19 protein-coding genes and 6 tRNA genes are annotated in these 22234 nt (G+C 42.1%); 13 read left to right on the top strand and 12 right to left on the bottom strand.

The annotated features are described in order from the left end of the window. Positions 1-23: 23 nt before the first annotated feature. From C9J42_RS19020 to orn, 7 genes are all read right to left on the bottom strand, one after another. Positions 24-99: transfer RNA gene (locus tag C9J42_RS19020), tRNA-Gly, on the bottom strand. 21 nt (positions 100-120) lie between these two features. Further along, positions 121-197: transfer RNA gene (locus C9J42_RS19015), tRNA-Met, on the bottom strand. A 71-nt stretch (positions 198-268) separates the two neighbouring features. Next, positions 269-344 (bottom strand) — tRNA-Gly (locus C9J42_RS19010). Positions 345-365: 21 nt separating this feature from the next. Then, positions 366-442: transfer RNA gene (locus C9J42_RS19005), tRNA-Met, on the bottom strand. Positions 443-531: 89 nt separating this feature from the next. Further along, a tRNA-Gly gene (locus C9J42_RS19000) sits at positions 532-607 on the bottom strand. 22 nt (positions 608-629) lie between these two features. Beyond that, a tRNA-Met gene (locus C9J42_RS18995) sits at positions 630-706 on the bottom strand. Positions 707-836: 130 nt separating this feature from the next. Beyond that, complete coding sequence (orn, locus tag C9J42_RS18990; RefSeq protein WP_107207996.1) at positions 837-1382, bottom strand: oligoribonuclease; 546 nt, start codon at positions 1380-1382, stop codon at positions 837-839. Between the two features lie 72 nt (positions 1383-1454). Here orn and rsgA point away from each other — a divergent pair, with 72 nt between their 5' ends. The 3 genes from rsgA (at position 1455) to C9J42_RS18975 (ending at position 4596) form a co-directional block, all read left to right on the top strand. Next, entirely contained in the window at positions 1455-2507 is a 1053-nt protein-coding gene (gene rsgA / locus C9J42_RS18985) for a small ribosomal subunit biogenesis GTPase RsgA (protein ID WP_107207995.1), read from the top strand. A gap of 198 nt (positions 2508-2705) precedes the next feature. Next, positions 2706-3578, top strand: coding sequence for an archaetidylserine decarboxylase (gene asd / locus C9J42_RS18980; protein WP_107287995.1), 873 nt, complete (start codon positions 2706-2708; stop codon positions 3576-3578). A gap of 301 nt (positions 3579-3879) precedes the next feature. Continuing rightward, the gene (locus C9J42_RS18975; protein WP_107247324.1) at positions 3880-4596 is read left to right on the top strand and encodes a carbonic anhydrase; all 717 of its coding nucleotides are present in this window, start codon (positions 3880-3882) and stop codon (positions 4594-4596) included. 278 nt (positions 4597-4874) lie between these two features. Here C9J42_RS18975 and epmA read toward each other — a convergent pair whose 3' ends face one another. Further along, on the bottom strand, positions 4875-5843 hold the full coding sequence (gene epmA / locus C9J42_RS18970) for an elongation factor P--(R)-beta-lysine ligase (RefSeq protein ID WP_107291268.1): 969 nt from the start codon (positions 5841-5843) through the stop codon (positions 4875-4877). Between the two features lie 529 nt (positions 5844-6372). Between epmA and frdA the strand changes: the two genes are divergently transcribed. Genes frdA through frdD form a run of 4 tightly spaced genes read left to right on the top strand, consistent with a single transcriptional unit; the run spans position 6373 to position 9695 of the window. Further along, the gene (gene frdA / locus C9J42_RS18965) at positions 6373-8196 is read left to right on the top strand and encodes a fumarate reductase (quinol) flavoprotein subunit (protein ID WP_107207991.1); all 1824 of its coding nucleotides are present in this window, start codon (positions 6373-6375) and stop codon (positions 8194-8196) included. Further along, on the top strand, positions 8196-8936 hold the full coding sequence (locus tag C9J42_RS18960) for a succinate dehydrogenase/fumarate reductase iron-sulfur subunit (protein WP_107207990.1): 741 nt from the start codon (positions 8196-8198) through the stop codon (positions 8934-8936). Before frdA ends, C9J42_RS18960 begins: the two co-directional genes overlap by 1 nt. Before the next feature lie 2 nt (positions 8937-8938). Next, positions 8939-9322 carry a fumarate reductase subunit FrdC gene (gene frdC / locus C9J42_RS18955; protein ID WP_107207989.1) on the top strand — a complete coding sequence of 128 codons (384 nt, stop codon included), beginning with the start codon at positions 8939-8941 and terminating at the stop codon, positions 9320-9322. A 10-nt stretch (positions 9323-9332) separates the two neighbouring features. Next, on the top strand, positions 9333-9695 hold the full coding sequence (frdD, locus tag C9J42_RS18950; protein ID WP_107291269.1) for a fumarate reductase subunit FrdD: 363 nt from the start codon (positions 9333-9335) through the stop codon (positions 9693-9695). A 176-nt stretch (positions 9696-9871) separates the two neighbouring features. Here the strand turns inward: frdD and efp are convergent, their stop codons facing one another. Further along, complete coding sequence (gene efp, locus C9J42_RS18945; protein WP_008986072.1) at positions 9872-10438, bottom strand: elongation factor P; 567 nt, start codon at positions 10436-10438, stop codon at positions 9872-9874. Positions 10439-10471: 33 nt separating this feature from the next. Here efp and epmB point away from each other — a divergent pair, with 33 nt between their 5' ends. From epmB to C9J42_RS18930, 3 genes are all read left to right on the top strand, one after another. After that, complete coding sequence (epmB, locus tag C9J42_RS18940) at positions 10472-11494, top strand: EF-P beta-lysylation protein EpmB (RefSeq protein WP_107207987.1); 1023 nt, start codon at positions 10472-10474, stop codon at positions 11492-11494. Positions 11495-11931: 437 nt separating this feature from the next. Beyond that, positions 11932-12834 carry a 30S ribosomal protein S6--L-glutamate ligase gene (gene rimK, locus C9J42_RS18935; RefSeq protein ID WP_045137470.1) on the top strand — a complete coding sequence of 301 codons (903 nt, stop codon included), beginning with the start codon at positions 11932-11934 and terminating at the stop codon, positions 12832-12834. A gap of 434 nt (positions 12835-13268) precedes the next feature. After that, the gene (locus C9J42_RS18930) at positions 13269-13727 is read left to right on the top strand and encodes a molecular chaperone GroEL (RefSeq protein WP_107260822.1); all 459 of its coding nucleotides are present in this window, start codon (positions 13269-13271) and stop codon (positions 13725-13727) included. Between the two features lie 892 nt (positions 13728-14619). Here the strand turns inward: C9J42_RS18930 and groL are convergent. Both groL and C9J42_RS18920 read right to left on the bottom strand, forming a co-directional pair. Further along, positions 14620-16263: a chaperonin GroEL gene (gene groL / locus C9J42_RS18925; RefSeq protein WP_105061388.1), complete on the bottom strand. Its 1644-nt coding sequence runs from the start codon at positions 16261-16263 to the stop codon at positions 14620-14622. A 41-nt stretch (positions 16264-16304) separates the two neighbouring features. Continuing rightward, positions 16305-16595: a co-chaperone GroES gene (locus C9J42_RS18920; RefSeq protein ID WP_005372610.1), complete on the bottom strand. Its 291-nt coding sequence runs from the start codon at positions 16593-16595 to the stop codon at positions 16305-16307. A 209-nt stretch (positions 16596-16804) separates the two neighbouring features. Here C9J42_RS18920 and C9J42_RS18915 point away from each other — a divergent pair, with 209 nt between their 5' ends. After that, complete coding sequence (locus C9J42_RS18915; RefSeq protein WP_107247319.1) at positions 16805-18178, top strand: MATE family efflux transporter; 1374 nt, start codon at positions 16805-16807, stop codon at positions 18176-18178. Positions 18179-18252: 74 nt separating this feature from the next. On the opposite strand, the gene C9J42_RS18910 is transcribed toward C9J42_RS18915, so the two are convergent. Then, complete coding sequence (locus C9J42_RS18910; protein ID WP_107207977.1) at positions 18253-18768, bottom strand: FxsA family protein; 516 nt, start codon at positions 18766-18768, stop codon at positions 18253-18255. Positions 18769-19214: 446 nt separating this feature from the next. Between C9J42_RS18910 and aspA the strand changes: the two genes are divergently transcribed. Together aspA and C9J42_RS18900 are read left to right on the top strand one after the other, a co-directional pair. After that, positions 19215-20678, top strand: coding sequence for an aspartate ammonia-lyase (gene aspA, locus C9J42_RS18905; protein WP_107207976.1), 1464 nt, complete (start codon positions 19215-19217; stop codon positions 20676-20678). Positions 20679-20810: 132 nt separating this feature from the next. Further along, entirely contained in the window at positions 20811-22118 is a 1308-nt protein-coding gene (locus C9J42_RS18900; protein WP_107247318.1) for an anaerobic C4-dicarboxylate transporter, read from the top strand. Positions 22119-22234: the final 116 nt, after the last annotated feature.

Raw genomic sequence — 22234 nt, 5'->3', positions numbered from 1 at the left:
CGCCGTAGCCATGAATATCAATTTGGAGCGACACACGAGGTTCGAACTCGTGACCTCAACCTTGGCAAGGTTGCGCTCTACCAGCTGAGCTAGTGTCGCATCACATCTCTTAAAAGAGATTGGTTGCGGGGGCCGGATTTGAACCAACGACCTTCGGGTTATGAGCCCGACGAGCTACCAAGCTGCTCCACCCCGCGTCCGATTTTGCACCTGTTTTAAGTTGGGTGACAACTATTTTTATTCACCGCCGTAGCCATGAATATCAATTTGGAGCGACACACGAGGTTCGAACTCGTGACCTCAACCTTGGCAAGGTTGCGCTCTACCAGCTGAGCTAGTGTCGCATCACATCTCTTAAAAGAGATTGGTTGCGGGGGCTGGATTTGAACCAACGACCTTCGGGTTATGAGCCCGACGAGCTACCAAGCTGCTCCACCCCGCGTCCGATTTTTCACCTGTTTTAAGTTGGGTGACAACTATTTTTATCCATCGCCGTAGCCATGAATATCACTTCTCTACCAAGTAAAAAAGTGGAGCGACACACGAGGTTCGAACTCGTGACCTCAACCTTGGCAAGGTTGCGCTCTACCAGCTGAGCTAGTGTCGCATCACATCTCTTTAAAAGAGATTGGTTGCGGGGGCCGGATTTGAACCAACGACCTTCGGGTTATGAGCCCGACGAGCTACCAAGCTGCTCCACCCCGCGTCCGATTTTTATCGAAAGGAAACAAACGCGTTATCTCCTTTCGAGGCTGCGCATTATACGACTAAAATTGACTGATGCAAGACTTCTGCAGAAAAAAACGAATAAAGTTTTTCAAGTGCCGATTTAACCATCAAATTGTAAATATATTCTCTCGATAGTAGCGTAATTCATCAATTGAGTCGCGAATATCATCAAGTGCTAAGTGACTACCTTTTTTATTAAGCCCATCTAATAATTCAGGTTTCCATCGGCGCGTTAATTCTTTTAGGGTACTGACATCTAAATAACGGTAATGGAAGTACTGCTCAAGCTCAGGCATATGCTTGTATAAGAAACGACGATCCTGACCAATACTGTTACCACAAATAGGTGAAGATCCTTTAGGAACCCACTGCTCTAAAAATGCAATTGTTTGTGCAACCGCTTGTTGCTCTGTCACGGTACTTTTACGAATACGCTCAACTAAACCACTATTTGTATGCGTATTTGTGCACCAATCATCCATTTTATCCAACTCAGCTTCAGGCTGATGGATCGCAAGTACAGGGCCTTCCGCTAAAATATTGAGTTGAGGATCAGTAACAATTGTCGCTATTTCAATGATTTTATGGGTTTCTGGATCTAATCCTGTCATTTCAAGATCGATCCAAATGAGATTCTTGTCGCTGATTGTCATTCGATATTGCCTATTTTGTGACTAAACCATGTATGATAATACCGAAAGCTAACCAAATTGAATGATATTCTTGTGGCAAAAAAGAAAAAGCTAACTAAAGGTCAGAGCCGACGCGTCCGCTCAAACCAAAATAAACGCCTAACTCGCGAGAAAAATGACGTCCAATGGGATGAGTCATTATTAGAAAATGCGCGAGAAGGACTGGTGATCACTCGTTTCGGCCAACATGCTGATGTCGAAGATCCCGAAACAGGCATAATTCATCGCTGTAACTTACGTCGCAGCATTCAAAGTCTCGTCTCTGGCGATCGTGTTGTTTGGCGTCCAGGAGTTGAAGCCTTACAAGGTATTGCTGGCGTGGTGGAAGCAGTGCATGAGCGCCAATCAATGCTGACTCGTCCTGATTATTATGATGGCGTAAAAGCAGTCGCAGCCAACGTTGACCGTATTGTTATCGTCTCAGCTATTTTACCAGAGCTATCGCTTAACATAATCGACCGCTATATTATTGCCGCAGAAACTATCGGCATTAAGCCGCTTATTGTCGTAAATAAAGTCGATTTATTGAGTGCAGACGAGCGTAAAAATGTTGAACAAAAACTCGCACAATACGAGAAGATTGGTTATCACGTTCGCCTTGTCAGTACCGATACAGGCGAAGGCTTAGATGGCTTAAAGCAAGACTTAAAAGATCATACCAGTATTTTTGCTGGCCAATCGGGTGTGGGCAAATCAAGTATGGTTAATGCCTTAATGCCTGAAGTTGAAGCTGATATCGGTGATGTTTCAAGTAACTCAGGGTTAGGCCAACATACCACGACAGCAGCACGTTTATATCACTTTGAAGAAGGTGGTGATCTGATTGATTCACCAGGAGTGCGTGAGTTTGGCTTATGGCACTTAGAATCAGAGCAAGTAACAGAAGCTTTCGTTGAATTTCGTGATTACCTTGGCGGGTGTAAATTCCGCGATTGTAAACATAAAAACGATCCGGGCTGTATTTTGCGTGAAGCCGTTGAAAAAGGTGAAATTAGCCAAGACCGTTTCAATAGCTACCATAAGATCATTGAAAGCATGTCGGAAAATGTTGCTAACCGCCAATTTTCTCGCAACAAGCCTGACTGATCCCCTCCCAAAGAGAGTACCTATACTCTCTTTGGGATGCTCTTCATTTTTGGACTCGACTCTCAAACTCTTAGCCACCCATGCAGATAACCTGACTTTCCTCTAAGAGTTAGGTATCATTGCCTGTTCGGGTTGTTCTTTGTCTCTGACATAAGCAGCTAGATTATTGATTAAGTGGTATTTTTCGGAAGATTAATTGTGCTAGATAAGATAAAAATCGGCCTGCAATATTGTACGCCAAAGCATGCGCTAACACGTTTAGTGGGCAAACTGGCTTCATTAGAAGGCGGCAAAGTCACCACAGCGATTATTCGTTGGTTCATCAAACAATACAATGTTGATATGGCAGAAGCACGTAATCCCGATCCTACGGCTTACCCAACGTTTAACGCTTTCTTTGTTCGTGAACTAAAAGATGGTGCGCGTCCAATTAATGAAGATACACGTATCATTAGCCACCCAGCAGATGCTTGCGTTAGCCAACTCGGTCCAATCAAAGAGGGCCGTTTATTCCAAGCTAAAGGTCACTACTTTGATGCTTGTGAACTATTAGGTGGTGATAAAAATCTTGCCGATGAATTTATGGGCGGTGATTTCGCGACACTATACTTATCACCGAGTGATTACCACCGTGTTCACATGCCATGCGATGGTATATTGCGCCAAATGATTTATGTACCCGGCGATCTGTTTTCAGTTAACCCGCTAACTGCAGAAAATGTCCCTAATCTATTTGCACGTAACGAGCGTGTTGTGTGTATTTTTGATACCGAGTTTGGTCCATTAGCACAAATACTGGTTGGTGCTACGATTGTGGGCAGTATTGAAACCACGTGGGCAGGAACAGTAACACCGCCAACAGGCCCAGAAGTACGTCGTTGGGATTACCCCGCAACAGGTACTGCAGCAATTAGCCTGAAAAAAGGTGAAGAAATGGGCCGCTTTAAGCTCGGCTCTACGGTGATCAACTTATTCCCTAAAGATGCGGTACGTTTTGTAGAGGAAATGAAACCACTGCAAACAACACGTATGGGTCAGCCTTACGCAGAGCAAATCTCCCAAAATCTGTAATAATAAATAAAAGAAAAAAGGGCTATATTAGCCCTTTTTTCTTATCCACAATACGGTAAACACTAAGCTCGAGTTGACGACGCCATGTAATCATCGATCAATCATTGCACTAAAGAATATGACATTTCCTCCACTCTCAATACCGTAAACTCTTAACAAAGATAATCTTATTTTCCTTTCTCTCGTATTCGACTTACCATCATACCTATCTAGAATAAATGCCGTTATGTCAGTCCTTAACCTGACAACACCAACGCGCCGCTTTTTCACTATATAAATGCGATATAACAAAGGTTTTCACATGATAAAAAAAGCATCTTTAGTTCTTCTTTCTCTCCTTGCAGGAGTGTCTCTAACTGCACAAGCCGCTGACTGGGGCTATGGCAAAAGCAACGAACACTGGGCTGAAAGCTATCCAATGTGCGGATTAGGTAAAAATCAAAGCCCAATTAACATCACTTCTGCACTGCAAACAAACCTTGCCCCACTGCGAATTGAGTATGACGGAAAAATCACAGATATCACCAATAATGGGCATACAGTGGAAGCACTCGTGAGTGGTGATAATAAGCTGATTGTGGATGGCGATACGTATACCTTGAAGCAAATTCATTTCCATACGCCATCTGAAAACTTAATCAACGGTAAGCAATACCCGTTAGAAGCGCACTTTGTGAATGTAGATGATAAAGGCAACATTGCCGTTATCGCAGTGATGTTTGAAAACGGCTTACGTGAGAACAATGCTCTTAGCTCTTTACTAAAAGATATCCCAACTAAAGGTAATACCATCGATTTCACCGATGATCTGAGCCCGAATAATCTTCTTCCTCGCGAGCGAGAGTACTATCAATTCAATGGCTCACTAACGACACCACCATGTACTGAAGGTGTTCGCTGGTTTGTTTTAGAAACACCACAATACAGCTCAAAAGATCAAACCGAGAAACTGCATCAAATCATGGGCAATAACAACCGACCAGTACAACCCATTAACGCGCGAATTATCGTTGAATAACCACGTAATGAGAACCACTTGCATTTAAGGTGTGAATTCTCTATATTAAATCATCAAAGATAAGACGCCTTGAAATCCTACTTGCGGACTATCTAAATGAATTAAAGCTGTTTTAGGTAAATTTGTGGTCGCCCTGATACCGCCCTCTGTTGATGTTTATCTGCACCTTGGAGGTATCGGTTAAATTTATCTTACGTAATAAAAAAGCACGGTAATAATGATAATTACCGTGCTTTTTTACGTTGATAACAAACGTAACGTCTCAACAATGTTGTCGGTTATGCTCGTTCAATAGGAAAGGCTGTCACTTTTTCAATGTGATCAAGTCCTAATGCCAACATGATCAACCGGTCGATACCTAAGGCGACACCCGCACAGTCAGGGAAACCAGCACGTAGCGCGTTAACCAAATTCATATCAATCGGTTGAGGCTTTAATCCCATCTCTAAACGCTTTTGATTATCTTGCTCAAAACGTTGTAATTGCTCATCACCATTCGCTAACTCATGAAAGCCATTCGCCAGTTCAATGCCTTTAAAATACACCTCAAAGCGCTCTGCCACACGAGGATCAGTTGGGTTAATTTGCGCCAATGCCGCTTGCGAGGCAGGAAAGTCATAAACAAAAGCTGGTACATGCTGACCAATTTTACCTTCAACGCCAATGCTAAATAGCAACTGTAATAAGGTATCGCGATCGTCTTCAGGTTCAGCGATATCAGACAGCCCAAGATTTGCAGCCACCGCTTTAAGTTCCGTCATTGTGCCAGTTAAAGGACACACGCCAAGCTGGTTAATAAACGCCTGTTGGTAGGTCATCTTCTCAGCGGCACCACAACCTAAAACTAACTGCAGTAAGTCATTCATTTCATCCATGAGCAAATGATGATCAAAGTTAGGACGGTACCACTCTAACATGGTGAATTCGGGGTTATGGTAACGACCCGATTCTTCATTACGAAAAGATTTGCAAATCTGATAAATCGCCCCACTTCCCGAGGAAAGTAATCGTTTCATATGAAATTCAGGGCTAGTCATTAAAAATAACATTTGCCCATCAGCATACCCAGGCCCTACAAATTCGGTTTGAAAAGTATGTAGGTGTACATCCGTCACCGTTGCTTGGCTCATGGCTGGAGTATCGACCTCCATCACCTCACGAGCGGCGAAAAACTGACGAATAACCGCTAACAGATGAGCGCGTTTTTTGAGTTGCTCAATAGACGCAGTAGGTTGCCAAGTAGACATAAACTTTCTTCTTTAATGAAATTGATTAATGCTCACATTTTATCAGAGCTCAGCAATAAACGTCGCAGATTCCCACAAGAGATCACAACAAAGTCTCTATGACTGATAAAGATATGAATAAATTATGAAAAAATAGCTTCTCTTTTTTTCTCTGATGAAAACTTAATATTTAATCACCAGCTTACAACACCCACATCCCCGCAACTAAAGCATCACTTTATTTATCTTTCTTATCATCAAGTTAAAAGGCACCTCCAATAAAAACAAAATAACCGCCACACATCAGTTAACATTTGATAAACATAAAAACCAATAAATACAAAGAGATAACAATTTAAAAACATGATCGATTGTGACAAATATCACAGGTTTTGTAATCTTCTTACATTTTTTGACTATTTCGGTAAAAACCTGCGTCTAAATCAATTTATCTAATCACAGGGTTTCATAGAATGCGCTCAGGATTTCAAGGATAGATGCGCCACGCGCATCTTTTCAATTTTTACCGTCTTACCTTCGGAGGATAGCTGTGAAGACTATTACCACAGATATCGCTGTAATCGGCGCAGGTGGTGCAGGCCTACGTTCTGCCATCGCTGCTGCAGAAGCTAACCCAGAACTAGAAATTGCACTGATCTCAAAAGTGTATCCAATGCGTTCGCACACTGTTGCGGCTGAAGGTGGCTCTGCTGCCGTGATCAAGGACGAAGATAGCTTAGATAATCACTTCAACGATACCGTTGGCGGTGGTGACTGGCTATGTGAACAGGACGTTGTGGAATATTTCGTAGAGAACGCCACTCGCGAAATGATCCAGATGGAACAGTGGGGGTGCCCATGGAGCCGTAAAGAAAACGGTGAAGTAAACGTTCGTCGTTTTGGTGGTATGAAAGTAGAACGTACATGGTTTGCTGCAGATAAGACTGGCTTCCACATGCTGCACACCTTATTCCAAACCTCGATTAAGTATTCTCAAATCAAACGTTTTGATGAATATTTTGTGGTTGATCTTTTAGTTGAAGATGGTGAAGTACAAGGTCTAATTGCAATCCACATGTCTGAAGGCGAATTGATTTGTATTAAAGCAAAGTCAGTGATCCTTGCAACGGGTGGCGCAGGTCGTGTTTACCACTGTAATACTAACGGTGGCATTGTAACTGGCGATGGTATGGCAATGGCGTACCGTCACGGTATTCCACTACGTGATATGGAATTCGTACAATATCACCCAACAGGTCTTCCTGGCACAGGGATCCTGATGACAGAGGGCTGTCGTGGTGAAGGCGGTATCATTGTAAATAAAAACGGTTACCGTTACTTGCAAGACTACGGCATGGGCCCTGAAACACCTGTCGGCCAACCAAAGAACAAATACATGGAATTAGGCCCTCGTGACAAAGTGTCACAGGCTTTCTGGCATGAACAACAAAAGGGTAACACCATCAAGCACCCACTTGGTGATGTGGTACACCTAGATCTACGCCATCTTGGTGAAGAATACTTGCATGAACGTCTACCGTTCATCTGTGAATTAGCAAAAGCCTATGTCAACGTCGATCCTGCAAAAGAGCCGATCCCAATTCGCCCTACTGTTCACTACACCATGGGTGGTATTGAAACAAATGGCGAATGTGAAACTCGCATTAAAGGTTTATTTGCTGTGGGTGAGTGTGCATCTGTCGGTCTTCACGGCGCCAACCGTTTAGGTTCTAACTCATTAGCAGAGTTCGTGGTATTTGGTCGTGTTGCTGGTGAGCACGCGGTTAAACGTGCCGAGGAATTCAAAGGTTGGAATGACGCATCGATCAATGCACAAATTGATGCAGTTCAAGCACGTATTGATGCCCTAATGGCACAAGAAGGTGATGAGAACTGGGCAGAGATCCGCACTGAAATGGGTCACACCATGGAAGCGGGTTGTGGTATCTATCGCCAAGAAGATTTAATGCAGGCAACGATTGATAAGCTAGCGGAGCTAAAAGAGCGTTACAAGCGCATCTCCATTCAAGATAAAGGCAAAGTCTTTAATACCGATCTGCTATACGCAATTGAAATTGGTTACGGCCTAGAAGTGGCTGAAGCGATGGCACACTCAGCAATAAATCGTAGAGAGTCTCGTGGTGCACACCAACGCCTTGATGACGGTTGTACTGAACGTGATGATGTGAACTACCTAAAACACACGTTAGCGTTTTACAACAATGGCGCAGCACCAATTATCGATTACAGCCATGTAACGATCACCAAATCTCAACCTAAAGCACGTCTATATGGTGCTGCCGCTGACGAAGCTGCAGCAAAAGACTCTGCTGAAAAACTAGCAGCCACAGAGCAACAAGAGGAAAAGGCATAATGTCAGCGACTCGCATTCAATCAGTTGAAATTCTGCGTTATGACCCAGCAAAAGACGCAGAACCGTACCTAGAACAATTCGAAGTACCGTTCAATGAAACCATGTCTGTTCTTGATGCGCTTGGTTACATTAAAGACCACCTAGATAAGGATTTATCCTACCGTTGGTCTTGTCGTATGGCTATCTGTGGCTCTTGCGGCATGATGGTAAATGGCGTGCCAAAACTTGCTTGTAAGAGCTTTTTACGTGACTACCCTAACGGTGTAAAAATTGAGCCATTAGCAAATTTTGCGATTGAAAAAGATTTAATTGTCGATATGACGCCATTTATTGAGCGTCTTGAAGCGATTAAGCCATACATTATTGGTAACGATCGCACACCTGAAGATGGTACAAACCTACAAACACCAGAGCAAATGGCGAAATACAAGCAATTTGCAGGCTGTATTAACTGTGGTCTGTGCTACGCCGCGTGTCCTCAGTTTGGTTTAAACCCTGAATTTATTGGCCCAGCAGCATTGACTCTGGCTCATCGCTACAACCTTGATAGCCGTGACAATGGTAAAGATGAACGTATGGCGCTTATCAATGGTGAAAACGGTGCTTGGGGTTGTACATTCGTAGGTTACTGTTCTGAAGTCTGTCCTAAGAGTGTTGATCCAGCTGCGGCTGTTAACCAAGGCAAAGTGGAATCTTCTAAAGATTTCGTTATTGCAATGATCAAACCAATGGAGGCATAAGGATGAGCAACCGTAAACCTTACGTTCGTGAAATGAAGCGTACTTGGTGGAAAGACAGCGCTTTCTATCGCTTCTACATGATCCGCGAAGCAACAGTACTACCTTTGATCTTTTTTACAATCTGCTTAACATTCGGTTTAGGTAGCCTAGTTAAAGGTCCTGAAGCATGGCAAGGCTGGTTAGATTTCATGGCTAACCCTATTGTGATTATTTTAAATATTCTTGCCCTAGCAGGTAGCCTATTCCACGCATTCACCTACTTCAATATGATGCCGCAAGTTGTGCCTATTCGTATTAAAGGCAAATTGCTTGATAAGAAAATTATCATTCTTGCTCAGTGGGCTGTTGTTGCTGTTATTACCTTGTTTGTTCTTGCGATAGTTTAAGGAGTCCGTCGTGGTTAATTTACATCCTAAACGTTCTGACGAGCCAGTATGGTGGAGTCTGTTCGGTGCTGGCGGTACTTGGTTTGCAATGATCACACCGGTTACGATTTTAGTACTCGGTATTCTTGTTCCTCTTGGCATTATTAGCCCAGAAGCAACGACTTACGATCGCGCAGCAGATTTCGCAACCAGCTTTATTGGTGCCCTGTTTGTTATCGCAACTCTGTCGCTACCAATGTGGCATGCGATGCACCGTTTGCACCACGGTATGCATGATTTAAAAATCCATGCAGGTGTGGTCGGTAAGATCGCTTGTTACGCATTTGCGTTTTTGATCACCGCCCTATCCATCATTTTTGTATTCATGATTTAAACTGTATACAAAAACACAAAAAGCACCGCAAGCGGTGCTTTTTTATTATCTAAATTTTATGATAGCAACCCTTTCTAATTTACCTTTTTCCATCAATATCAAAAAATAGAAACAAAAAAGGCCGCTTACGCGACCTTTTCATCGTTAATAATATAACGACCTTATAAACCGATTAATTACTTAACACGGCTTACGTATTCACCAGAGCGAGTATCAACTTTGATCACTTCGCCGATAGCGATAAATAGAGGTACACGAACAACAGCACCCGTACTTAGTGTTGCTGGCTTACCGCCAGTACCTTGTGTATCACCTTTAAGACCAGGATCTGTCTCAGTCACTTCTAGCTCAACGAAGTTTGGTGGAGTAACAGCAATTGGGTTACCGTTCCAAAGTGTTAGCGTACAAGTGTTGTTTTCAACTAACCACTTAGCATTCTCACCAACCGCTTTAACGTCAGCAGCAATTTGCTCAAACGTTTCGTTGTTCATGAAGTGGTAGAATTCACCATCATTGTATAGGTAATCAAGATCAGTATCGATTACGTCCGCAGCTTCAACTGATTCACCTGATTTAAAAGTCTTCTCTAAAACTTTACCAGAAATAAGTTTACGGATTCGTACGCGGTTGAACGCTTGACCTTTACCAGGCTTAACAAATTCGTTTTCGATAATGACACATGGTTCATTATCTAGCATAATTTTCATTCCGCCGCGGAATTCATTGGTGCTGAAAGACGCCATTCTAATCCTCTTAACATCTTCGAGTTGTATTTAATGTCGCATATCATACCCCTAAACGTGCCATCTGTTGAGCAAAACTGGCTTAATGATCTATCGAATGCGATATCTGATCCCTTTCAGTTACTCAAATTGCTCAAAATTGATCCCACACCATGGGAAAATGGCCTCGCCGCAAGGAAGCTGTTTGCGCTACGTGTTCCATTGAGCTTTGTTGATAAAATGGAAATCGGCAACCCACATGACCCACTTTTACGTCAAATTTTACCCTTAGAGCAAGAATTCGAAGTTCACCAAGGTTACTCTGTCGATCCCCTAGAAGAGCAGCAGAACGATATTCCAGGGTTACTGCATAAATACCACAATCGTGTATTGCTGATAGTCAAAGGTGGCTGTGCGGTCAACTGCCGTTATTGTTTCCGTCGTCATTTTCCATATAGCGACAATAAAGGTAACAAGCATCAATGGCAGCAGAGCCTGGCGTACATCGCCGCCCATCCTGAAATCAATGAAGTGATTTTATCCGGTGGCGACCCGTTAATGGCTAAAGATCATGAGCTCCAATGGCTTGTTGAGCATATTTCAGCAATACCTCATATCAAGCGCCTACGTATCCACAGCAGGCTACCAGTGGTGATCCCTAACCGTATTACCGATAGCTTGTGTCAAATACTGGCAGAGACGCGTTTACAAACGATTTTGGTGACTCATATTAATCATGCCAACGAAATCGATGATGCGCTAAAAACAGCAATGCAGAAGCTAAAACAAGCCAATGTCACCTTACTTAACCAAGGCGTACTGCTAAAAGGCATTAATGACTCGGTAAAGACATTAACAGACCTTAGCGAAGCATTATTTGATGCAGGTATTCAGCCTTATTACCTCCACGTTTTAGACCGCGTACAAGGCGCTGCGCATTATATGGTAGATGATGAAACGGCTCGTCAATTAATGGCCGGATTAATCACCCAAGTCTCAGGGTATCTCGTCCCTAAACTCACCAGAGAAGTCGGTGGACGAGCAAGTAAAACGCCGCTGGACTTACTGCTTGAATAGGCCATAAACCCAACAGCAACACGAAAAAGACGATTAAATCGTCTTTTTTTACACCAAAAACAAAATAAAAACCTTTTCGAATTAATTACACCAAAAAGGTGACCACACTATAACAATCACTTAAAGTAACATGATAAACCAATCATAACACATTGATTATTAAAAACTAAAATAACACGTACAGCTTTTCCAGTAAAATAACAACTAAGCATAGGTAACATGATGTTCTTTTTACTTACATTAAAAAGAACATCACGTTACTTTTACTTATTCGATAAATAAATTTATCCAACACAATCAAAAAAAATCATCTTTACGGCTATCGATTTTTTATTGTTTTAAGCGCATAGTCGCGACTCATACAGCGGCATATATTTAACAAGTTCGCCAAACTTAACGCTGCTGACTATCACCTCTTATTTGTCGCGAGTAACGCAATGAAAATTGGCATTTTGTCGCAAAACGCTAACCTATACTCCACCCGTCGCCTTGTTGAAGCTTGTGAGCAACGAGGACATGAAGCTGTGATTATTAATGCACTGCGTTGTTATATGAACATCAACTCTGTGCAGCCTTCAATTCACTTTGAGGGCAATGATTTAACAGGTTTTGATGCCATTATTCCGCGTATTGGCTCAGACATTACCTTTTATGGCTGCTCTGTATTACGTCAGTTTGAAATGATGGGTGTCTTCCCTGTCAATCAATCCATTGCTATTTCCCGTTCACGCGACAAACTACGTTCATTACAGTTATTAAGCCGCAAAGGTGTTGGTATGCCTGTTACCGGCTTTGCGAGTAAACCAGATGACGTACCTGATTTAATCAAAATGGTCGGTGGTGCACCTTTGGTTATTAAGTTATTAGAAGGTACTCAAGGGATTGGCGTAGTATTAGCTGAAACTCAAAAAGCAGCAGAGAGTGTGATTGAGGCTTTTATGGGCTTAAAAGCCAATATTATGGTTCAGGAATATATTAAAGAAGCCGGTGGCGCCGACATCCGTTGTTTTGTTATTGGCGATAAAGTCATTGCTTCAATGAAGCGCCAAGCAGCTGAAGGTGAGTTCCGCTCAAACCTACACCGTGGTGGGAGTGCATCACTGATCCGTATTACACCAGAAGAGCGTAAAACGGCGATTGCAGCAGCGAAAGCAATGGGATTAAGCGTGGCAGGTGTAGATTTACTGCGTTCTAACCGTGGTCCATTAATCATGGAAGTCAACTCATCACCAGGCCTTGAAGGCATTGAAGCCGCAACAGGTAAAGATATTGCTGGTATGATCATCGAATATATTGAAAAAAATGCCAACAAGAGCAAAAGGTTTCAATTAAATCAATAAGTTGAACTCGCCGTTGTTATATTTCATAACAACGGCAATTATGAACTAAAATAAAGATCAGCTTTTCACTTAAAATACAGCAAAAAGCAGAACAAAAACACCCACAAGTAAAAACCTCAGAATGCCAGCCTAACTTATTGATTATAAACAAATTAATTCTGTACAGCTTTTTAAGCTTTTTCCTCAGCAAACTAAAACTTTAATACCGCCAGGTTCTTTATGCCTTATTTATTATTAATATAGTTAGTAAGTAACAGCTTACCTCTTCACTGAAAAAAGCAAAGTTTGGAACAATATATCATCACATTCCTATAAATGTGATCGTTAAAACATCCACTAATCACTGATGAGATTAACACTATCAGACCGTTCAAAATTACGTTAACGTAGTACGTTATATAATGATGATGATATTAAAAATCAAAGGATTAACGATGACAGACTTTACCTATAACGTTGCTATGATTGAAGATGAAAAGCCTTTTGACATGGGACAGGTAAACACTAAAGATGTACCAGAAGAAGCCCTAGAGACTTATACAGAGATGCTTTCTCAGCTATTACAACAAGAAGATCCAAGTAAGCATTACGCTGGCTTTGGCTTTGAAGGAGCTGAAAAGTTAGCGTTTAGCGCTTTACCTATCACTGAACACGATCAAATTGGCGCTGGTATGGTTTACAACCCAGACGATAATGGTGAGAACTTAGTACTGGTTGGTCGTGTATTCTTCAGCATAAAGGATCGTACCGTATCTTTTAACATGGAAACTAACGCCGATGATGTATTAGTTCAAGGTGATATCGATTTACGTGGTTTCATCCAGTCGTTCATTATTTGCTTTATGGCTGCGTGGGTCTCATTAAATCAGGATAACCTGCCTAGCGAGAGCTAATAGACTCCCTTTTTGATATTCACTACGCCTCTGCTTAAATATACAGGGGCGTTTTTATAACTAAACACCATCGTTTCCAGCCCTATCAGACATCAAAATCTCCTCTCCGAACTAACCTGTACAGCTAAATAAAAAAATTACAGCTTTTTTATGCTCAAATACAATCGCATTTATAGTGCCTTTTTATTCCCACATAACTTATTGAAATAAAACAATAAAAACAACGTACAGCTTTTGGGGCTTTTTTCTAGATGAGCAATAGTTCATAGAGGTTAATATACTAGAAAAATCATATTTATCGACCACGTCAAAGTCGATAGTTTGATTAAGTATTATTAAACCAATACTTATTGAACACATTTTTAATCTTATTTCACAAAAAACATGCTCTAATATATTAATGGCAATTAAGTTGCTTAATTGAGTTTATACACAATAAAAACATAAAACCACAATTTGATTTAAAAGATGGAAATATAAACTCTTATATCTTTATCACTCAAAAGGGTGGTTATTGGTATTTTTAAGGAATAATGCTGTACATGATTTTTTCTGATTATATGCTTGATTATAACAATCACGCCTTACTTTTATCTTGAGTGTATTAGATAGAGTAACAGGACAAGACGAACACCTTTATATAACAAGAACAGCAAATAGGTGTACACTTTCAACGGTATAAGCTAACACATCGTAACACTTACATAACTCATTGTTTTAAAATAACTTTATTTTTGTGCAGCTTTTTTAGGAATATTCCCGACAAACTATGTACAACAATAAAAACAATGTTACGTATATTGGTTCTATATTTATCAGGCAATAAAAAAGCCGAGCATCATGCTCGGCTTTTCAAATAACTAAGAGGAAAATCTCTACTGTTATTAATGGGTTACATCATACCGCCCATGCCACCCATACCACCCATGCCGCCCATATCAGGCATTGCAGGAGTATCAGTCGCTTTGTCAGTAATCATTGCTTCTGTCGTGATCATAAGACCAGCAACAGATGCTGCGAACTGAAGTGCTGAACGAGTTACTTTTGTTGGGTCTAGGATACCCATTTCAATCATATCACCGTACTCGCCAGTTGCTGCGTTATAACCGTAGTTCGCTTCACCTGCACGTACATTATTAGCAACAACAGATTCTTCATCACCTGCGTTCTTCGTGATTTGACGGATAGGTGCTTCCATTGCACGAAGTGCTACACGGATACCCACGTTTTGCTCTTCGTTGTCGCCAGTAAGGCCTGCAACTTTAGATGCTGCGCGGATAAGTGCAACACCACCACCTGCAACAACGCCTTCTTCAACCGCTGCGCGAGTTGCGTGTAGTGCATCTTCTACGCGGTCTTTCTTCTCTTTCATTTCAACTTCAGTTGCTGCGCCAACTTTGATAACCGCTACGCCGCCAGCAAGTTTAGCGACACGCTCTTGAAGTTTTTCTTTGTCGTAGTCAGATGTTGCATCTTCAATTTGTTGACGAATTTGTGCAACACGACCTTGAATCATCGCTTCTTCACCAGAACCGTCGATGATTGTTGTGTTTTCTTTCGTGATAGTTACACGCTTAGCTTGACCAAGATCTTCTAGCTGAACTTTTTCTAGCTCAAGACCGATCTCTTCAGAAATCACGGTACCTGCTGTTAGTACTGCGATATCTTGAAGCATTGCTTTACGACGGTCACCGAAACCAGGTGCTTTAACAGCGGCCACTTTCACGATGCCACGCATGTTGTTCACAACTAATGTTGCTAGCGCTTCACCTTCAACGTCTTCTGCGATGATAAGTAGAGGACGAGATGCTTTAGCAACGCCTTCTAATGCAGGAAGAAGTTCACGGATATTTGATACTTTCTTATCAACCAATAGGATGAATGGGCTTTCTAAATCAACAGAACCCGCTTCTTGGTTGTTGATGAAGTATGGAGATAGGTAGCCACGGTCAAACTGCATACCTTCAACAACGTCTAGTTCGTCTTGAAGTGCTTGGCCTTCTTCAACGGTGATAACGCCATCACGGCCTACTTTTTCCATCGCTTCAGCAATTAGGTTACCCACAGTTGCATCAGAGTTCGCAGAGATTGTACCTACTTGTGCGATAGCTTTTGTATCAGCACATGGAACAGATAGCGCTTTTAGCTCTTCAACCGCAGCAATAACCGCTTTGTCGATACCGCGCTTAAGATCCATAGGGTTCATACCCGCAGCGACTGCTTTTAGACCTTCAGCGATGATCGCTTGTGCAAGTACTGTTGCTGTTGTTGTGCCGTCACCCGCCGCATCGTTAGCTTGTGATGCAACTTCTTTCACCATTTGTGCGCCCATGTTCTGGAATTTATCTTCCAGTTCAATTTCACGCGCAACAGAAACACCATCTTTAGTAATCGTTGGTGCACCAAATGATTTGTCTAGTACAACGTTACGGCCTTTAGGACCTAATGTTACTTTTACTGCGTCAGCTAGAATGTTGACACCTTCTAGCATTTTAATTCGTGCGTCGTTACCAAATTTAACGTCTTTAGCAGCCATCTTGCGTTTCCTTTCTTAATTTTTAATTCGATGTGATCGGATTATTCAACGATTGCCATGATGTCATTTTCAGACATGATTAGAACTTCTTTGCCATCGATCTTTTCAGTCTTAGTGCCGTAGCCTTCAGCAAAGATAACAGTGTCGCCAACTTTAACGTCAAGTGGCTGAACAGAACCGTTTTCTAAAATACGACCTTTGCCTACTGCAAGTACTTTGCCGCGTGTTGATTTTTCAGCCGCAGAACCTGTTAATACAATGCCGCCAGCAGACTTAGATTCAACTTCTTGGCGCTCAACGATAACACGGTCGTGTAAAGGACGAATATTCATCGGTCGTCTCTCCTGATAATTGGTAATTTCCATACATGAATGTACACACAAACTGATGTTTGGCGACTTTTCTATTATCTAAACATGTTGGGTCTAATATGAGAGAACCCAAGGTGTAGACCAATTTTTTTTCATTATTTATTTGAGAACTTTTGCCCGATCACATTCTTTGCATTAGGGTATGCAAGCATCCTTACAATGAGACCGCTATGGAAACCAACAACAAGCCTGATAAATACGGCTTATTATCCGATCCGATCCCAGATGCATTACGCCGTTTAGCTGTACCAATGGTATTCGGTATGATTGCTATTTTAATGTTTAATCTGGTTGATACATTTTTTATCTCACTACTTGGCACCAATGCATTAGCCGCGGTCAGTTTTACATTTCCCGTTACCTTTGGTCTGAACTGTATCACCATGGGCATGAGTGTTGGGATCTCCACCAGCATTGGACGTTTACTCGGAAGTGGTGATACCAAAAGTGCAGCAAGACTTACCACACATGGTTTATTGCTTGCCGTTATTTTAATGGTGTTAGGTTCAACCGTTGGGTGGCTAACGATAGATCCACTCTTTTCCTTAATGGGCGCCAGTGCGGATTTACTGCCAATCATCCACGAATATATGACTGTGTGGTACATCGCAATCCCCTTATTGGTGATCCCTATGACGGGTAACAGTGCAATACGCGCAACAGGCGATGCCAAAAGCCCAGCTAAAATTATGATCATAGCTGGTTTAATTAACGGTATCCTCGATCCTTTATTGATCTTTGGTTACGGGCCGTTTCCAGAATTAGGAGTGAAAGGCGCTGCTATCTCAAGCGGGATCAGTTGGGCTGTAGCATTAACCGCATCATTGTATTTGCTCCATCGCCGTGAAAAATTACTCACAATGCCAGTCCTCCTAAAATTAAAATCTGATTGGCAGCAGATTTTACATATTGGCGCGCCTGCTGGATTATCAAACGCACTCAATCCATTATCGAGCGCTCTATTAATGTCATTGCTTGCCGCGCAAGGTACCGCATCAGTTGCCGCATTCGGTGCCGCGATGCGTATTGAATCAATTTTAGTGATAGGGATGATGGCATTGGGCTCTGCATTAATGCCGTTTATGGCGCAAAACCTTGGCGCCAATAAACCGGAACGGGCTTTTAAGGCGCTTTTTACTGCCATGCATTTTGCGATTTTATTCCAACTGTTGATTTTTATCGCCATGGTGCCACTCAGTGTGCCATTAGCTTCACTGTTTTCTCGTGATGCCACAGTACAACATCAACTGTGGCATTATTTATTAGTCGTACCAGCTAGTTATGGTTTACAAGCAGTATGTATGCTACTCATTAGCGCGCTCAATGCATTACATAAAACCGTCAACGCACTGATTTGGAACCTGTTACGTTTATTTGGTTTTCTGCTACCAAGCGCTTGGGTAGGCAGCTTGTACTATGGTACGAAAGGGCTCTTTATCGGCATCTCCATTGCCAATGTTATTGGTGGTATTTGTGCTTATTTGTATGCGCGGCGATTACGAAAAACAACCTTATCTTCGCTCGTTATCCCCTCTAAAATATGAATAGTGTAAATATAAAAAAGGCAGCTAACGCTGCCTTTTTTATTAATAACTTTTTATATACTACGTTTAAAGACCTACTTTAAACGTGGGTTTTGATGGTTGTTATTTTGATCATCTTTACGTTCAAATTCACCATCGAAAACATCACCATTATCATTTTTATGACTAAACGGCCCAGTTGATTGCCCATCAAACCCCGAGCTAAAACCGCCACCAAACTGATTAAAGTTGCTCTGCACTTTTACGCGCTGCATCAATTGCTGTGCAATTTTGGCACGAATAGGCGGCAGTAAAATACACATGCCTAATGCATCTGTCATAAATCCAGGCGTAAGCAATAACACTCCAGCAACGGCTAACAGTACACCTTCAACAATTTCTTGTGCTGGCATTTGCCCTTGCTGCATCTTTGTTTGTACAGACATTAATGTCGCTAATCCTTGGCTACGTACCAAAGAAGCCCCAACCACGGCAGTAATAAACACTAGCATCATGGTCGGCCAAAAACCTAAAAAGCCACCGACCTGAATAAATAGACCAATTTCAATCATTGGAACGGCGATAAAAAGCAGCATTAATATTGCAAACACACCTAACCTCTTTTTTATAACGTATCGGTATTCAAAACGCTGAATGACTCAATATAGTATTACATGTTTAAACGCTAAATACCGTGTCGCCTAAGATAAAAAATCGTTAACAAATAATTCAACAGTTCTTTTTGCACTAAACCTTAAATACACATTTCCCCCTCAAACAACTTGTTCATATTTTGTTATTTCTTTTCATTTTTAGATAAATAAGCCACCCCTCCTGTTAACAACTTTTGTGAGTAGGATCGCGTTTCTGTGCAAATATTTTCAGGCTCACGTAAAAAGTGATCTGGATTATGTTTTTAGCCAATCAGGGGAGTATCATCAGCATCAATTAAGATGTCAGGTACGATCATCTTGCTTCAACTTAGCAAAACGGACCCTTTGCTTAGACAGTTGGCTTAATCATTGATTTTATTAAAAGATTCCCAAAGGGCTATATTATGTCTCAGATGATTGATCTTGAAAAAAATAACGAAGCAGCACTGAATGTTGCAACTCGAATCGAAGAAGATCTTCTTGGTGAGCGTCACGTTCCAGCAGACGCGTATTGGGGTATTCACACTCTACGTGCAATCGAAAACTTTAATATCTCTAATACCACCATCTCAGACGTACCTGAGTTTGTTCGCGGCATGGTTTTCACCAAAAAAGCTGCAGCGATGGCGAACAAAGAACTGGGTGCGATCCCTTCAGAAGTCGGTAACTACATCGAGCAAGCTTGTGATCTTATTTTAGAAACAGGCCGTTGTATGGATCAATTCCCTTCTGATGTATACCAAGGCGGCGCTGGCACATCTGTCAACATGAACACCAATGAAGTGATTGCAAACCTTGCTCTTGAGCTTATGGGCAAAAAGAAAGGTGAATATGACATCATTAACCCGAACGATCACGTAAACAAGTCACAATCGACTAACTGTGCTTACCCTACTGGTTTCCGCGTTGCGGTATATAACAGCATCATTAACATGCTAGAAGCATTAGAGTACCTAAAGACAGCCTTCGATGTGAAAGCAACGGAATTTGCTAGCATCTTAAAAATGGGCCGTACTCAGCTACAAGACGCTGTACCAATGACGGTAGGCCAAGAATTCCATGCTTATAGTGTGTTGTTAAAAGAAGAAATCAAAAACCTGCATTACACCGCGCAGCTACTGCTTGAAGTCAACCTAGGTGCGACGGCTATCGGTACTGGTTTGAATGCAGCGACAGGTTACCAACACCTAGCGGTTCAACGTCTAGCTGAAATTACAGGCCTACCTGTTACCCCAGCAGAAGACTTGATCGAAGCAACATCTGACTGTGGCGCTTATGTTATGGTTCACGGCGCGCTAAAACGTACTGCGGTGAAACTCTCTAAGATCTGTAACGATCTACGTCTACTGTCTTCTGGTCCTCGTGCAGGTTTGAACGAAATCAACCTTCCTGAAATGCAAGCAGGCTCATCTATCATGCCTGCAAAAGTAAACCCTGTTATCCCAGAAGTGGTTAACCAAGTTTGCTTTAAAGTAATTGGTAACGATACAACCATTACTTTTGCAGCAGAAGCAGGTCAGCTTCAACTTAACGTCATGGAGCCTGTGATTGGCCAAGCGTTGTTTGAATCAATCAGCTTGCTTAAAAATGCGTGTGTTAATTTACGTGAGAAATGTATCGAAGGCATCACAGTCAATCAAGATGTCTGTGAGAGCTACGTGTTTAACTCTATCGGTATCGTGACTTACTTAAACCCATTCATTGGTCACCATGAAGGCGATATCGTAGGTAAAATCTGTGCTGAAACCGGTAAGAGCGTCCGTGAAGTGGTGCTAGAGCGCGGCTTGCTGACGGAAGAGCAATTAGATGATATCTTCTCCATCGAAAACTTAATGCACCCTCAATACAAGGCACAGCGCTATAACTAAGCGTAGCGGTACCTGAGTAATACAGCGGATTTTCACTAGAGGATCCGCTTTTTTTTGCGAAATTTTTTGTTTTTACCTCAAACTTTTTATTTTTAACTTCTATTTTTTAAACTTTTAAACAGGAAAAATTCTATGATTGGAATAGAGCTCTTTGTTGTCCTTGCCTTTATCTTTTTAGGGGCAAGGATTGGTGGGATCGGGATTGGTTTCGCCGGTGGTGCAGGCGTTATTGTTTTATCGCTAGTGTTAGGTGTGCCTACCAGCCAATCATTTATCCCTGTCGATGTTATCTTAATCATTATGTCAGTGATCACTGCCATTGCCGCCATGCAAGTCGCGGGCGGTATGGACTGGCTGGTACAACTTGCAGAAGATTTTCTGCGTAAAAATCCAAAGCGCATTACTTTCTATGCGCCAATCGTGACCTACTTAATGACGGTAATGGCAGGTACTGGACATACCGCATTTTCAACCTTACCGGTTATTGCAGAAGTGGCTAAAGGCCAAGGTATTCGCCCATCTCGCCCTCTTTCTATTGCCGTTATTGCCTCACAAATTGCAATTACTGCATCCCCAATATCTGCGGCCGTTGTTGCTTTCTCCGGTATTTTAGAACCTATCGGCGTAAGCTACGTAACACTACTGGCAATCTGTATCCCTACAACATTCATTGCTTGTATGGTTGGCGCTTTTGTTGCCAATTTTATGGGGTGTGAGCTAAAAGATGATCCTATTTATCAAGAACGCCTAGCAAAAGGTCTAGTAACGGCTGATAATACAAGCCGTCGCGAAATTAAACCTCAAGCAAAACGGGCAACTTACATCTTTTTAGTCGCGATTATCTTTGTCGTTTGCTACGCCGCTGCTATTTCGCACTCTATTGGCTTAATTGACAACCCAACTCTAGGTCGTAACGAAGCAATCATGTCGGTAATGCTAACAGCAGCTGCAGCTACCGTTTGGTTATGTAAGATTGACGCATCAAAAATTGCTTCTGCGCCGACGTTCCGTTCAGGTATGACTGCCTGTATCTGTGTATTAGGTGTGGCATGGTTAGGTTCAACATTTGTTAACGCCCACGTTGATGGTATCAAGGAAGTTGCTGGTTCTCTATTAGGTGAATACCCATGGATGCTATCACTGGTATTATTCTTTGCATCAATGCTACTTTACTCTCAGGGCGCAACAACTGTTGCACTGATGCCAGCAGCATTGGCGATTGGCGTCGCACCGCTAACTATGATTGCTTCATTTGCAGCAGTGAGTGCATTGTTCGTTCTGCCTACTTACCCAACCCTATTGGCAGCCGTTGAAATGGATGACACAGGTTCCACCCGTATTGGTAACCTTGTATTTAACCACCCATTCTTTATCCCTGGTGTCGTTACGATAGCGACTTCCGTAGCACTTGGTTTTGCTGTTGGCGGCTTCTTGCTGTAATACCAAATACACATTCCAATTTTAAAAAAGATTGCTCTCGAGCAATCTTTTTTTGTCTTAACTTTGACATCCATTTACACAAATTGATGAAATTCTTGCTAAGCTAATAACATCCC

Origin of the sequence: Photobacterium sp. GB-56 (assembly GCF_003026105.1) — a bacterium.
In the GTDB taxonomy this organism is placed as follows: domain Bacteria; phylum Pseudomonadota; class Gammaproteobacteria; order Enterobacterales; family Vibrionaceae; genus Photobacterium.
Note: the sequence above shows the minus strand (reverse complement) of the source record. Positions and strands in the feature narration are given on the sequence as shown.